The organism is Salmonella sp. SJTUF15591, from assembly GCF_043356435.1.
Taxonomy (GTDB): Bacteria; Pseudomonadota; Gammaproteobacteria; order Enterobacterales; family Enterobacteriaceae; genus Salmonella; species Salmonella enterica.
Window position 1 is genome coordinate 1 of sequence record NZ_JBEUJO010000022.1, and the last position, 14,346, is coordinate 14,346.

11 protein-coding genes and 1 pseudogene are annotated in these 14,346 nt (G+C 51.2%); all 12 read left to right on the plus strand.

All coding sequences use genetic code 11. The features are described 5' to 3' along the window. Positions 1 to 1,365 (plus strand): colanic acid biosynthesis phosphomannomutase CpsG (gene cpsG, locus ABVM99_RS24040; RefSeq protein WP_139761007.1); only part of this gene is annotated, 1,365 nt, incomplete at its 5' end. A gap of 53 nt (positions 1,366 to 1,418) precedes the next feature. Then, positions 1,419 to 2,813 (plus strand): undecaprenyl-phosphate glucose phosphotransferase, encoded by a 1,395-nt coding sequence (gene wcaJ, locus ABVM99_RS24045; protein ID WP_000183163.1) that lies wholly within the window; start codon positions 1,419 to 1,421, stop codon positions 2,811 to 2,813. A 101-nt stretch (positions 2,814 to 2,914) separates the two neighbouring features. After that, positions 2,915 to 4,393 carry a colanic acid undecaprenyl disphosphate flippase WzxC gene (wzxC, locus tag ABVM99_RS24050; protein WP_000058682.1) on the plus strand — a complete coding sequence of 493 codons (1,479 nt, stop codon included), beginning with the start codon at positions 2,915 to 2,917 and terminating at the stop codon, positions 4,391 to 4,393. 21 nt (positions 4,394 to 4,414) lie between these two features. Further along, positions 4,415 to 5,695, plus strand: a complete 1,281-nt coding sequence (wcaK, locus tag ABVM99_RS24055; RefSeq protein WP_052938346.1) for a colanic acid biosynthesis pyruvyl transferase WcaK — start codon at positions 4,415 to 4,417, stop codon at positions 5,693 to 5,695. Further along, entirely contained in the window at positions 5,692 to 6,912 is a 1,221-nt protein-coding gene (gene wcaL, locus ABVM99_RS24060) for a colanic acid biosynthesis glycosyltransferase WcaL (RefSeq protein ID WP_023195444.1), read from the plus strand. The genes wcaK and wcaL overlap by 4 nt, the downstream gene beginning before the upstream one ends. A gap of 10 nt (positions 6,913 to 6,922) precedes the next feature. Beyond that, positions 6,923 to 8,326 carry a colanic acid biosynthesis protein WcaM gene (wcaM, locus tag ABVM99_RS24065; protein ID WP_023195445.1) on the plus strand — a complete coding sequence of 468 codons (1,404 nt, stop codon included), beginning with the start codon at positions 6,923 to 6,925 and terminating at the stop codon, positions 8,324 to 8,326. 177 nt (positions 8,327 to 8,503) lie between these two features. Further along, entirely contained in the window at positions 8,504 to 9,397 is an 894-nt protein-coding gene (gene galF, locus ABVM99_RS24070) for a GalU regulator GalF (RefSeq protein WP_000981469.1), read from the plus strand. A gap of 331 nt (positions 9,398 to 9,728) precedes the next feature. Next, positions 9,729 to 10,748 carry a UDP-glucose 4-epimerase GalE gene (galE, locus tag ABVM99_RS24075; RefSeq protein WP_024145501.1) on the plus strand — a complete coding sequence of 340 codons (1,020 nt, stop codon included), beginning with the start codon at positions 9,729 to 9,731 and terminating at the stop codon, positions 10,746 to 10,748. A 48-nt stretch (positions 10,749 to 10,796) separates the two neighbouring features. Next, positions 10,797 to 11,909 carry a glycosyltransferase family 4 protein gene (locus tag ABVM99_RS24080; RefSeq protein WP_020898978.1) on the plus strand — a complete coding sequence of 371 codons (1,113 nt, stop codon included), beginning with the start codon at positions 10,797 to 10,799 and terminating at the stop codon, positions 11,907 to 11,909. Between the two features lie 47 nt (positions 11,910 to 11,956). Beyond that, complete coding sequence (gene gmd / locus ABVM99_RS24085) at positions 11,957 to 13,075, plus strand: GDP-mannose 4,6-dehydratase (RefSeq protein ID WP_020898977.1); 1,119 nt, start codon at positions 11,957 to 11,959, stop codon at positions 13,073 to 13,075. Between the two features lie 2 nt (positions 13,076 to 13,077). After that, positions 13,078 to 14,043, plus strand: a complete 966-nt coding sequence (locus tag ABVM99_RS24090) for a GDP-L-fucose synthase (protein ID WP_023253845.1) — start codon at positions 13,078 to 13,080, stop codon at positions 14,041 to 14,043. A 2-nt stretch (positions 14,044 to 14,045) separates the two neighbouring features. Further along, a pseudogene (locus tag ABVM99_RS24095) lies at positions 14,046 to 14,346 on the plus strand (GDP-mannose mannosyl hydrolase); the annotation flags it as partial.

Here is a 14,346-nt window from a genome sequence, read left to right on the forward strand (position 1 = left end):
AAATTAACCTGTTTCAAGGCCTACGACATTCGCGGCAGGCTGGGCGAAGAGCTCAATGAAGATATCGCGTGGCGGATTGGCCGCGCTTACGGCGAATATTTAAAACCGAAAACCATCGTGCTGGGCGGCGACGTGCGCCTGACCAGCGAGGCGCTGAAGCTGGCGCTGGCGAAAGGGTTACAGGACGCGGGCGTCGACGTGCTGGATATCGGTATGTCCGGCACCGAAGAGATTTACTTCGCCACCTTCCACCTCGGCGTGGACGGCGGTATTGAAGTGACCGCCAGCCATAACCCGATGGACTACAACGGCATGAAGCTGGTGCGCGAGGGCGCCCGCCCGATAAGCGGCGACACCGGTCTGCGCGACGTTCAGCGTCTGGCGGAAGCGGGCGATTTCCCGCCGGTGAACGAGGCCGCGCGCGGCAGCTACAGACAAATCAGCCTGCGCGACGCCTACATCGGCCACCTGCTCGGCTATATCAGTGTTAACAATCTCACCCCGCTGAAGCTGGTGGTGAATTCCGGCAACGGCGCGGCGGGGCCGGTCATTGACGCCATCGAAGCGCGTCTGAAGGCGCTGGGCGCGCCGGTGGAGTTCATCAAAATCCACAACACCCCGGACGGCACCTTCCCGAACGGCATTCCCAACCCGTTGCTGCCGGAGTGTCGCGACGACACCCGCAAGGCCGTTATTGAACACGGGGCGGACATGGGCATCGCCTTTGACGGCGACTTCGACCGCTGCTTCCTGTTCGATGAGAAAGGGCAGTTTATCGAGGGGTACTACATCGTCGGGCTGCTGGCGGAAGCGTTTCTGGAAAAACACCCGGGGGCGAAGATTATCCACGACCCGCGCCTGACCTGGAACACGGAGGCAGTGGTGACGGCGGCGGGCGGGACGCCGGTGATGTCAAAAACCGGACATGCCTTTATCAAGGAGCGGATGCGTACGGAGGATGCCATTTATGGCGGGGAAATGAGCGCGCATCACTATTTTCGTGATTTTGCCTACTGCGACAGCGGAATGATCCCGTGGCTGCTGGTGGCGGAGCTGGTGTGCCTGAAGGGACAGTCGCTGGGTGAACTGGTCCGCGACCGGATGGCGGCGTTCCCGGCGAGCGGGGAAATCAACAGCAGGCTGGCGGAGCCGGCAGCGGCCATCGCGCGGGTGGAAGCGCACTTCGCGGAAGAGGCGCAGGCGGTGGACCGCACGGACGGACTCAGCATGTCATTCCCGGACTGGCGTTTCAACCTGCGCTCGTCGAACACCGAACCGGTGGTGCGCCTGAATGTGGAATCACGCGGCGATATTCCGCTGATGGAAGCGCGAACACGCACTCTGCTGGCGCTGCTGAATCAGTAACGTCAGATCTCCCCTTACCGCCTGCGGGTAAGGGGCCAATCACAGGAACAACGATGACAAATCTAAAAAAGCGCGAACGAGCCAAAACCAATGCATCGTTAATCTCTATGGTGCAACGCTTTTCAGATATCACCATCATGTTTGGCGGGCTGTGGTTCATCTGTGAAGTCAGTGGACTGCCATTCCTGTACATGCACCTGTTGGTGGCGCTGATTACGCTGGTTGTTTTTCAAATGCTGGGCGGGATGACCGATTTTTATCGCTCCTGGCGCGGCGTCAAAATGTCGACAGAGTTAACGCTGTTACTGCAAAACTGGACGCTGAGCCTGATCTTCAGCGCCGGTCTGGTGGCGTTTAATGATGACTTTGACAACCGCCTTGCCACCTGGCTGGCCTGGTATGCGCTGTCCAGCCTGGGCTTAGTGTTATGCCGTTCATTTATTCGTTTCGGCGCGGGCTGGCTACGCAATCGTGGTTATAACACTCGCCGGGTCGCCGTCGCCGGAGATTTGCCTGCGGGCCAGGCGTTGCTGGATAGCTTCCGTAATGAGCCGTGGCTGGGTTTTGAGGTGGTGGGCGTCTATCACGATCCCAAACCGGGCGGCGTCTCTGCTGACTGGGCCGGGAACTTCGAGCAGTTAATTGACGATGCGAAAGCCTCGCGAATTCACAATGTTTATATCGCCATGTCAATGAGCGACGGCGCCATGGTGAAAAAATTGGTGCGCGAGCTGGCCGACACCACCTGCTCGGTGATCCTTATTCCCGATGTGTTCACCTTTAATATTCTCCACTCGCGCGTGGAGGAGATGAGCGGCGTTCCGGTCGTTCCGCTGTATGACACGCCGCTGTCAGGGATTAACCGTCTGCTTAAACGGGCAGAAGATATCGTGCTGGCGTCGCTGATTCTGCTGCTCATCTCACCGGTACTGTGCTGCATTGCGCTGGCGGTCAAATTGAGCTCGCCCGGGCCGGTGATTTTCCGTCAGACGCGCTACGGGATGGACGGCAAGCCGATCAAGGTCTGGAAGTTCCGCTCAATGAAGGTAATGGAGAACGATAAGGTCGTTACCCAGGCGACGCAAAACGATCCGCGCGTCACCCGGGTAGGTAACTTTTTGCGTCGTACCTCGCTGGATGAATTGCCGCAGTTTATCAACGTATTAACCGGCGGGATGTCCATCGTCGGTCCTCGCCCGCACGCGGTGGCGCATAACGAACAGTATCGTCAGTTGATTGAAGGTTACATGCTACGCCACAAGATGAAGCCGGGCATCACCGGCTGGGCGCAAATTAATGGCTGGCGCGGTGAGACCGATACGCTGGAGAAAATGGAAAAACGCGTGGAATTCGACCTGGAATACATCCGCGAATGGAGTATTTGGTTCGATATCAAAATCGTTTTTCTGACTATTTTTAAAGGGTTTGTTAATAAAGCGGCGTATTAAGAACCTGACCCACAAGGCTATTTTACTTGCCATATTGAACCAGGTCAGTGCTCAATCTGGCTGCGCCAATGACGCCTTGTGAACAGGTTCTGGAGAAAAGAATGAGTTTACGACAAAAAACGATCAGCGGCGCTAAATGGTCGGCTATCGCCACGATAGTGATTATCGGTCTGGGGTTAATTCAGATGACGGTGCTGGCGCGGATCATCGACAACCACCAGTTTGGCCTGTTGACCGTCTCGCTGGTGATTATCGCGCTGGCCGACACGATCTCGGACTTTGGCATCGCGAACTCGATTATCCAGCGTAAAACGATTGGGCATCTGGAGCTGACCACGCTCTACTGGCTAAACGTTGGGCTTGGGATTGTGGTATTTGCGGTGGTCTTTTGGCTGAGCGATGCGATTGCCCATGTTTTGCATAACCCGGATCTCGCGCCGTTAATCAAAACGTTGTCGCTGGCGTTTATCGTGATTCCTCACGGGCAGCAGTTCCGTGCGCTGATGCAAAAAGAGCTGGAGTTCAATAAGATCGGCATGATCGAAACGACCTCCGTGCTGGCGGGGTTCACCTTTACGGTGATTAGCGCCCATTACTGGCCGCTGGCGTTAACCGCGATTCTCGGCTATCTGGTGAACAGCGCGGTGCGAACGCTGCTGTTTGGTTACTTTGGCCGCAAGATTTACCGTCCGGGGCTGCATTTTTCGCTGGCATCGGTGTCCACGAACCTGCGTTTTGGCGCGTGGCTGACGGCGGACAGTATCGTCAATTACATCAACACGAATTTATCGACGCTGGTACTGGCGAGAATTCTCGGCGCAAGCGTCGCCGGGGGATATAACCTCGCGTACAACGTGGCGGTTGTGCCGCCGGCGAAGCTTAACCCCATCATTACTCGCGTGCTATTTCCGGCATTCGCCAAAATCCAGGACGATACCGAGAAGCTGCGCGTCAACTTCTATAAGTTGCTTTCCGTGGTGGGAATTATCAATTTTCCCGCGCTGCTGGGTCTGATGGTAGTGGCGAACAATTTTGTGCCGTTAGTGTTTGGCGAGAAGTGGAACAGCATTATCCCGATCCTGCAATTGCTGTGCGTGGTGGGGCTGTTGCGCTCGGTCGGCAACCCGATTGGTTCGCTGCTGATGGCGAAAGCGCGCGTGGATATCAGCTTTAAGTTCAACGTCTTTAAAACGTTTCTGTTTATCCCGGCAATTCTCATTGGCGGCCATCTGGCGGGGGCGATTGGCGTGACGCTGGGGTTCCTGGTGGTGCAAATCATCAACACCATTCTGAGCTATTTCGTGATGATTAAGCCGGTACTCGGCTCCAGCTATCGTCAGTATATTCTCAGCCTGTGGCTACCGTTTTATCTCTCATTGCCAACATTTATTACCAGCTACGGCGCAGGAAAGCTGGTCGACGGTTATTTACCGTTGTCGGGGGTATTCGCGCTACAGGTTATGGTCGGTATTTTGAGTTTTATTTTAATGATTATTTTTTCACGCAATGCGCTGGTGATGGAAATTAAAAATCAGCTTGTTGGCAGTGCAAAAATGAAAAAGTTATTACGTGTCGGATGACGGGGATATAAGAGGCTATTTATGAAATTATTAATTTTAGGCAACCACACATGCGGCAACCGTGGTGATAGCGCCATTATGCGCGGTTTGCTTGATGCCATCCGTCAACAGGCGCCAGAGGCGGAAATGGATGTAATGAGTCGTTTCCCGGTGAGTTCCGCCTGGTTGCAGGGGCGCCCGATTATTGCCGACCCGCTGTATCAGTTAAGCCAGAAACAGCAGGCGGCGGCAGGGCTTAACGGTCGGGTGAAAAAAGTATTACGCCGTCGTTTTCAGCATAAAATTTTATTGTCTAAAGTCGCCCAGGAAGGATCGCTGCGTAATTTTGCTATCGCGCCGGAATTTGCCGAATTCGCGCAATTTATTGCGCAGTATGACGCCGTCATTCAGGTGGGCGGTTCAAACTATGTCGACTTATACGGTTTGACTCACTTTGAATATCCGCTGTGCGCGTTTATGGCGAACAAACCAATTTATATGGTGGGACATAGCGTCGGCCCTTTCCAGAACCCTGACTTTAACCAGCTCGCCAATTATGTTTTTGGGCGCACCAGTGCGCTGATCCTGCGTGAAACCGTCAGCCGTGATCTAATGACCGCCGCGCAGATCGATACCCGGAAAGTGGAGCAGGGGGTGGATACTGCCTGGTTAGTCGAACGCCGTCACGACGAGTTTGTCGCCAGTTATGCTGTGCAGCACTGGCTGGACGTCACCGCGCGCCGCAAAACCGTCGCGATTACGTTGCGCGATCTGGAGCCGTTTGATAAACGCCTGGGCACCACTCAGCAGGCCTATGAGCAGGCATTTGCCCAGGTCGTGAATCGCCTGATTGCGGACGGTTATCAGGTACTGGCGCTGTCAACCTGCACCAGTATCGATCGCTATAACCGCGATGACCGGATGGTTGCGTTACGGATGGCGAAGTATGTAAACGACCCAGAGCATTTCCATATCGCGATGGACGAACTCAATGACGTGGAAATCGGAAAGATCCTCGCCTCCTGCGTACTGACCATCGGGACGCGCCTGCATTCCGCCATTATCTCCATGAATTTTGGCACACCCGCCATCGCCATTAATTATGAACATAAATCCGCCGGGATTATGCAGCAGCTAGGCCTGGCGGAATTGGCCATCGATATCCGTCACTTGCTGAACGGTTCATTACAAAGCGTGGTGGCCGATACGCTCAATCAATTGCCTGCGCTAAAGGCAAAAGTGGCTAACGCCGTCACCGAGGAGCGGGCGAAAGGGTTCACGATGATCAAATCTGTTCTCGACAGAATTCGGGAGGCGCAATGAAAGTCAGCTTTTTTCTGCTGAAATTTCCACTCTCATCGGAAACCTTTGTGCTGAATCAGATTACTGCGTTTATTGATATGGGCCATGAGGTGGAGATTGTCGCGTTACAAAAAGGCGATACCCAACATACTCACGCCGCCTGGGAGAAGTATGGCCTGGCGGCGAAAACCCGCTGGTTACAGGATGAGCCCCAGGGACGGCTGGCGAAACTGCGCTACCGGGCATGTAAAACGCTGCCGGGGCTGCATCGGGCGGCGACCTGGAAAGCGCTCAATTTTACCCGCTATGGCGATGAATCACGCAATTTGATCCTTTCCGCGATTTGCGCGCAGGTGAGCCAGCCTTTTGGAGCGGATGTGTTCATCGCGCACTTTGGCCCGGCGGGCGTGACGGCGGCCAAACTACGCGAACTGGGCGTGCTTCGCGGCAAAATCGTGACTATTTTCCACGGGATTGATATCTCCAGCCGCGAAGTGCTCAGTCATTACACGCCGGAGTATCAGCAGTTGTTTCGTCGTGGCGATCTGATGCTGCCCATCAGCGATCTGTGGGCCGGTCGCCTGAAAAGTATGGGCTGTCCGCCGGAAAAGATTGCCGTTTCGCGCATGGGCGTCGACATGACGCGTTTTACCCATCGTCCGGTGAAAGCGCCAGGGATGCCGCTGGAGATGATTTCCGTCGCGCGCCTGACCGAGAAAAAAGGACTGCATGTGGCGATTGAAGCCTGTCGGCAACTGAAAGCGCAGAGCGTGGCGTTTCGCTACCGCATTCTGGGGATTGGCCCGTGGGAACGTCGGCTGCGCACGCTCATCGAGCAGTATCAGTTAGAGGATGTCATTGAGATGCCGGGGTTTAAACCGAGCCATGAAGTGAAGGCGATGCTGGATGACGCCGATGTTTTTTTGCTGCCGTCGATTACCGGTACGGATGGCGATATGGAAGGTATTCCGGTAGCGCTGATGGAGGCGATGGCGGTGGGGATTCCCGTGGTGTCTACCGTGCATAGCGGCATTCCGGAACTGGTGGAGGCCGGCAAATCCGGCTGGCTGGTGCCGGAAAACGATGCACAGGCGCTGGCGGCCCGACTCGCTGATTTCAGCCGGATTGACCACGACACGCTGGAGTCGGTGATCACGCGCGCCCGTGAAAAAGTGGCGCAAGATTTTAATCAGCAGGCGATTAATCGCCAGTTAGCCAGCCTGCTACAAACGATATAAACGAGGTGGTATGCCCACGACTAAATTCTCCCGACGTACCCTCCTGACGGCAGGTTCCGCGCTTGCTGTTCTTCCTTTTCTACGCGCCTTGCCGGTACAGGCGCGTGAACCTCGCCAGACCGTCAATATTAAGGATTATCCGGCGGATGACGGTATCGCCTCGTTCAAACAGGCCTTCGGCGACGGGCAGACCGTGGTCGTACCGCCAGGATGGGTGTGTGAAAATATCAATGCGGCGATAACGATTCCGGCGGGAAAAACGCTGCGGGTACAGGGCGCGGTGCGTGGGAATGGCCGGGGACGGTTTATTTTGCAGGACGGGTGTCAGGTGGTGGGGGAGCAGGGCGGCAGTCTGCACAATGTGACGCTGGATGTTCGCGGGTCGGACTGTGTGATTAAAGGCGTGACGATGAGCGGCTTTGGCCCCGTCGCGCAAATTTTCATTGGTGGTAAGGAACCGCAGGTGATGCGTAATCTCATTATCGATGACATCACTGTTACCCACGCCAACTACGCCATTCTCCGCCAGGGATTTCATAACCAAATGGACGGCGCGCGGATTACGCATAGCCGCTTTAGCGATTTGCAGGGGGACGCCATTGAGTGGAATGTCGCGATTCACGACCGCGACATCCTGATTTCCGATCATGTCATCGAACGCATTGATTGTACCAATGGCAAAATCAACTGGGGGATCGGCATCGGGCTGGCGGGTAGTACCTATGACAACAGTTATCCTGAAGACCAGGCAGTAAAAAACTTTGTGGTGGCCAATATTACCGGATCTGATTGCCGGCAGCTGGTGCACGTAGAAAATGGCAAACATTTCGTCATTCGCAATGTGAAAGCCCAAAACATCACGCCCGATTTCAGTAAAAATGCGGGTATTGATAACGCAACGATCGCAATTTATGGCTGTGATAATTTCGTCATTGATAATATTGATATGACGAATAGTGCCGGGATGCTCATCGGCTATGGCGTCGTTAAAGGAAAATACCTGTCAATTCCGCAAAACTTTAAATTAAACGCTATTCGGTTGGATAATCGCCAGGTTGCTTATAAATTACGCGGCATTCAAATTTCCTCCGGCAACACCCCCTCTTTTGTCGCCATCACCAACGTACGGATGACGCGTGCTACGCTGGAACTGCATAATCAACCGCAGCACCTCTTTTTGCGTAATATCAACGTGATGCAAACTTCAGCGATTGGCCCGGCGTTAAAAATGCACTTCGATTTGCGTAAAGATGTCCGTGGTCAATTTATGGCCCGCCAGGACACGCTGCTTTCCCTCGCTAATGTTCATGCCATCAATGAAAACGGGCAGAGTTCCGTGGATATCGACAGGATTAATCACCAAACCGTGCATGTCGAAGCAGTGAATTTTCCGCTGCCGAAGCGGGGAGGGTAAGTACCGTTATTTTTACGAAAATTCCTGGGAAAAAGTTGTTCATACTTAATGTTATGGTGCCGACTAAGACGTAATGTAGAGCGTGCCATCATTATCCCTGGCAGCAGAGTAATTCATGCTGGCGAAAACAAGCTAAAGAGCTATAATTCAGCAACCATTTTACAGGTGGAAGAAACAATGATGAATTTGAAAGCAGTTATACCGGTAGCGGGTTTGGGTATGCATATGTTGCCTGCCACCAAGGCAATCCCAAAAGAGATGCTACCGATCGTCGACAAGCCAATGATTCAGTACATTGTCGATGAGATTGTGGCTGCAGGGATCAAAGAAATCGTACTGGTGACTCACGCGTCCAAAAACGCCGTTGAGAACCACTTCGACACCTCTTATGAACTTGAATCACTCCTTGAACAGCGCGTTAAGCGTCAGCTTTTGGCGGAAGTGCAATCTATCTGCCCACCGGGCGTGACGATTATGAACGTTCGCCAGGCACAGCCGTTAGGGCTGGGGCACTCTATTCTGTGCGCGCGTCCGGTCGTGGGCGATAACCCTTTCATTGTGGTACTCCCGGATATTATTATTGATGATGCTACCGCCGATCCGCTGCGCTATAACCTTGCGGCGATGGTGGCGCGTTTCAATGAAACGGGTCGCAGCCAGGTGCTGGCGAAGCGCATGAAAGGTGATTTATCGGAGTATTCCGTTATCCAGACGAAAGAACCTCTGGATAATGAAGGCAAAGTCAGCCGGATTGTGGAGTTTATCGAAAAACCGGATCAGCCGCAGACGCTGGATTCCGATTTGATGGCGGTAGGCCGTTATGTGCTTTCAGCCGACATCTGGGCGGAACTGGAAAGAACCGAACCGGGCGCCTGGGGCCGCATCCAGCTCACCGATGCCATTGCTGAACTGGCGAAAAAACAGTCGGTTGACGCGATGCTAATGACGGGTGACAGCTATGACTGCGGTAAAAAAATGGGCTACATGCAGGCATTTGTGAAGTACGGGCTGCGCAACCTGAAAGAAGGAGCCAAGTTCCGTAAGAGCATAGAGCAGCTTCTGCATGAATAAGTATTAACAACCGTGATAAATGGTTGGTGATAAACATAATAACGGCAGTGAACATTCGAAGCGGCAAGTTGGCTGAAACGAGTGTTGACTGCCGTTTTAGTTTTGTATAAAGGGCTTAAGTAACAAGGGGTTATCTGGAGCATTTTAATGCTGATTTTATAAGATTAATCCTTGTTTCCGGATGCAATTAATAAGACAATTAGCGTTTAAGTTTTAGTGAGCTTTGCCCTGCCGGGCGAGGTTTGTAACAAGTCGATATGTACGCAGTGCACTGGTAGCTGATGAGCCAGGGGCGGTAGCGTGTATTTCAATTTTTAATTGAAAGGTGCGGATGATGATATTAGTCACTGGTGGAGCTGGTTATATAGGATCGCATACTTGTTTAGCGCTTATTGCCAAAGGGCACGACATTATTGTTATTGATAATTTAAGTAATTCCTCTTATGAGTCGATTAGGCGTGTTGAGAATTTAACCAATAAAAAAATAAAATTTATAAAAAGTGATATAAAAGAACGACATTGCCTGGATGAAGTGTTTAATAATTATTCGATAGAAGCAGTAATACATTTTGCAGCATTAAAATCAGTAAGTGAGTCTGTTGAAAAACCATTGGTTTATTATGATAATAATATCACAGGTACCTTGACTCTACTGGCTGCAATGCAAAGTGCAAATGTAAATAATTTGATTTTTAGTTCGTCTGCTACCGTATATGGTTGTTCTTCGATTGTTCCAAATAAAGAGAACGATACAATTGGGGGGACTACAAATCCCTATGGAACATCAAAATATTTTAGTGAGATTATTCTGCAGGATTTTTGTAAGTCTAATGAGTTATTTTCCGCAGTAAGTCTTCGTTATTTTAATCCTACTGGTGCTCATAAATCAGGTATGATTGGGGAAGATCCTAATGGAATACCAAATAACCTCATTCCATATATATCACAAGTTGCCACTGGAAAACTTAAATATTTAAATGTATATGGTGGTGATTATGACACAATTGATGGCACTGGCATGCGAGATTATATACATGTAGATGATTTAGCTGAAGGACATGTCAAGACATTAGAATACATGTTATCAACAAAAGTAGGTTATGATGTTTTTAATTTGGGGTCAGGTCGAGCATATAGTGTTTTGCAAATCATTAAAGCTTTTGAGCTCGTCACTAAAAAAGAGATTCCCTATAATATTGTCGCACGAAGAAATGGTGATTTAGACAAATCTTGGGCTGATACTGAAAAAGCCAGAAACCTCCTGGGGTGGGAGGCAAAATATGGAATAGAGGATATGTTGCAAGATGTTTGGAACTGGCAATCACACAATCCAAATGGTTATAGAGTTTAATAATTAGTATCGTAACCGGAATTTTATAAAAAGAATATGAAAATATTAATGATTGGTACTACGGTGCAATCTTTATTAGGATTCAGATATGAATTACTTAAAGATTTAGTTAGCGCAGGACATGAAGTATATGCGTTATCTGTTGATTATGATTACAAATCGAAGCAGACATTGATTGATATCGGTGTCGTACCGATAGATTATACAATAAGTCGCTCAGGAATTAATCCCTTCAAGGATTTTGTTAATTTTATTTTTTTATATAAGCTAATAAAAAAAATAACACCAGACATCGTTTTTTCTTATTTTACTAAGCCTTGTATTTGGGGATCGCTTGCCGCATATTATGCTGGTGTTCATAAGATTATCGCGATGCTTGAAGGGTTAGGTTTTTTATTTACCGAACAACCATCTGGGATTCCCCAAAAGACAAAAATCCTAAAAAGAATACAGATTCTGCTCTATAGAATAGCTTTTAAGAAAATTAATACACTTATTGTACTTAATGAAGATGATAGGAATGATTTACTTAACGCTGGTTGTATAGAAGATAGAAAAGTATATGTATTGGGGGGTATTGGAATAAATTTAGAGCATTACAAGTATTCACCAGCACCACTTGAACCAATTTCTTTTATTTTCATTGGCCGATTGCTCAGAGAAAAGGGGATTTATGAATTTATCGCTGCTGCTAAAAATATAAAAGAAAGATTTGAAGGGGTGACGTTTAATGTGCTGGGTAATATTGATCCAGCAAACCCTGGTAGTCTAAAACAAAATGAACTTGATACAATTATTAAAGAAGAAATAATTAACTATGTAGGATATGTGAATGATGTTTCTCATTGGTTAAGTAAGAGCAGTGTTTTCGTTTTACCTTCTTATAGAGAAGGATTTCCTCGAAGTACACAGGAGGCTATGGCTATAGGAAGAGCTGTAATAACTACCGATGTTCCTGGATGTAGAGATACTGTTGTTAATAATTCTAATGGTTTTTTAATACAACGGTGGTCTAGCGATGCTCTTGCAGAGGCGATGGAAAAATTTATTTTATCTAAAGAATTGATTCGCGACTGTGGTAAAGAAAGTGCCAGGATAGCTAAAGAAAAATTTGACACCCGAATTACCAATAAGAAAATAATTACTATATTATTGTCTTAACTTAATATACCTACTTTAAATTAAATTTATATGTATTAGGAATTACTATGAATAAAGTCGCTCTTATTACTGGCGTAACCGGACAGGATGGATCTTACCTGGCAGAATTTCTGCTGGAAAAAGGGTATGAGGTGCATGGTATCAAGCGCCGCGCGTCATCGTTTAATACCGAGCGCGTGGACCATATTTATCAGGACCCGCACAGTTGCAACCCGAAATTTCATCTGCATTATGGCGACCTGACCGACGCCTCCAACCTGACCCGCATTTTACAGGAAGTGCAGCCGGATGAGGTCTACAACCTGGGCGCGATGAGCCATGTGGCGGTGTCGTTTGAGTCGCCGGAATATACGGCCGATGTGGATGCGATGGGCACGCTGCGCCTGCTGGAGGCGATCCGCTTCCTCGGTCTTGAAAAGAAAACGCGGTTCTACCAGGCCTCCACCTCTGAACTGTACGGGCTGGTGCAGGAGATCCCGCAGAAAGAGACCACGCCGTTCTACCCGCGTTCCCCCTATGCGGTGGCGAAACTGTACGCCTACTGGATCACCGTCAACTACCGTGAATCCTACGGTATTTACGCCTGTAACGGCATTCTGTTTAACCACGAGTCCCCGCGTCGCGGCGAAACCTTCGTCACCCGTAAGATCACCCGCGCCATCGCCAATATCGCCCAGGGACTGGAGTCCTGCCTGTATCTCGGCAACATGGACTCGCTGCGCGACTGGGGCCATGCGAAAGATTACGTGCGGATGCAGTGGATGATGTTACAGCAGGAGCAGCCGGAAGATTTCGTGATTGCCACCGGCGTGCAGTATTCCGTACGCCAGTTTGTGGAGCTGGCGGCGGCGCAACTGGGGATAAAACTGCGCTTTGAAGGCGAAGGCATTAATGAGAAAGGGATCGTGGTATCCGTTACCGGACACGATGCGCCGGGCGTGAAACCGGGGGATGTGATTGTGGCCGTTGATCCGCGTTATTTCCGTCCGGCGGAAGTGGAAACCCTGCTGGGCGACCCGTCCAAAGCGCATGAGAAACTGGGCTGGAAACCGGAAATCACCCTGTCGGAGATGGTCTCCGAGATGGTGGCGAACGATCTGGAGGCCGCGAAAAAACACTCACTGCTGAAATCTCACGGATTCGATGTAAATTTATCTTTGGAATGACCATGACCAAGCAACGAATTTTTGTGGCGGGCCATCGCGGGATGGTGGGCTCCGCGATTGTACGGCAGCTTGCGCAGCGCGGCGACGTGGAGCTGGTGCTGCGCACCCGCGATGAGCTGGATCTGCTCGACGGGCGCGCGGTACAGGCGTTCTTTGCCGGGGCGGGTATCGACCAGGTTTATCTGGCGGCGGCGAAAGTGGGCGGCATTGTCGCCAACAACACGTATCCGGCGGATTTTATTTATGAAAACATGATGATAGAGAGCAACATTATTCACGCCGCGCACCTGCACAACGTGAACAAACTGCTGTTTCTCGGTTCGTCCTGTATCTATCCGAAACTGGCAAGGCAGCCGATGGCGGAAAGCGAGCTGCTGCAGGGGACGCTGGAGCCGACCAACGAGCCGTATGCCATCGCCAAGATCGCCGGGATTAAACTGTGCGAGTCCTACAACCGGCAGTACGGTCGCGACTACCGTTCGGTGATGCCGACCAACCTGTACGGCCCGCATGACAATTTCCATCCGGACAATTCACATGTGATCCCGGCGCTGCTGCGCCGCTTTCATGAGGCCGCGCAGAGCCACGCGCCGGAGGTGGTGGTGTGGGGCAGCGGCACGCCGATGCGTGAATTTCTGCACGTTGACGATATGGCGGCGGCCAGTATTCACGTGATGGAGCTGGCGCGCGAAGTGTGGCAGGAGAACACTGCCCCGATGCTGTCGCACATTAACGTCGGCACTGGCGTGGACTGCACTATCCGCGAACTGGCGCAGACTATCGCAAAGGTGGTGGGTTACCAGGGCCGGGTGGTGTTCGACGCCGCGAAGCCGGACGGCACGCCGCGTAAATTGCTCGACGTCACGCGCCTGCATCAGCTTGGCTGGTATCACGAAATTTCACTGGAGGCAGGGCTTGCCGGTACTTACCAGTGGTTCCTTGAGAATCAGCAACGGTTCCGGGGGTGACAATGTTTTTACGTCAGGAAGATTTCGCCGCCGTGGTGCGGGCCACGCCCCTCATCTCCCTCGATTTCATTGTGGAAAACGGCCAGGGGGAAATTTTACTGGGCCAGCGTCTCAACCGTCCGGCGCAGGGCTACTGGTTTGTGCCGGGGGGCGGGTGTGCAAAGACGAAACGCTGGAGGCCGCCTTTGCACGCCTGACGCAGGCGGAACTGGGCGTGCGTCTGCCGCTGGCGGCAGGGACGTTTTATGGCGTCTGGCAGCACTTCTATGACGACAACTTTTCCGGTGAGGATTTTTCAACTCA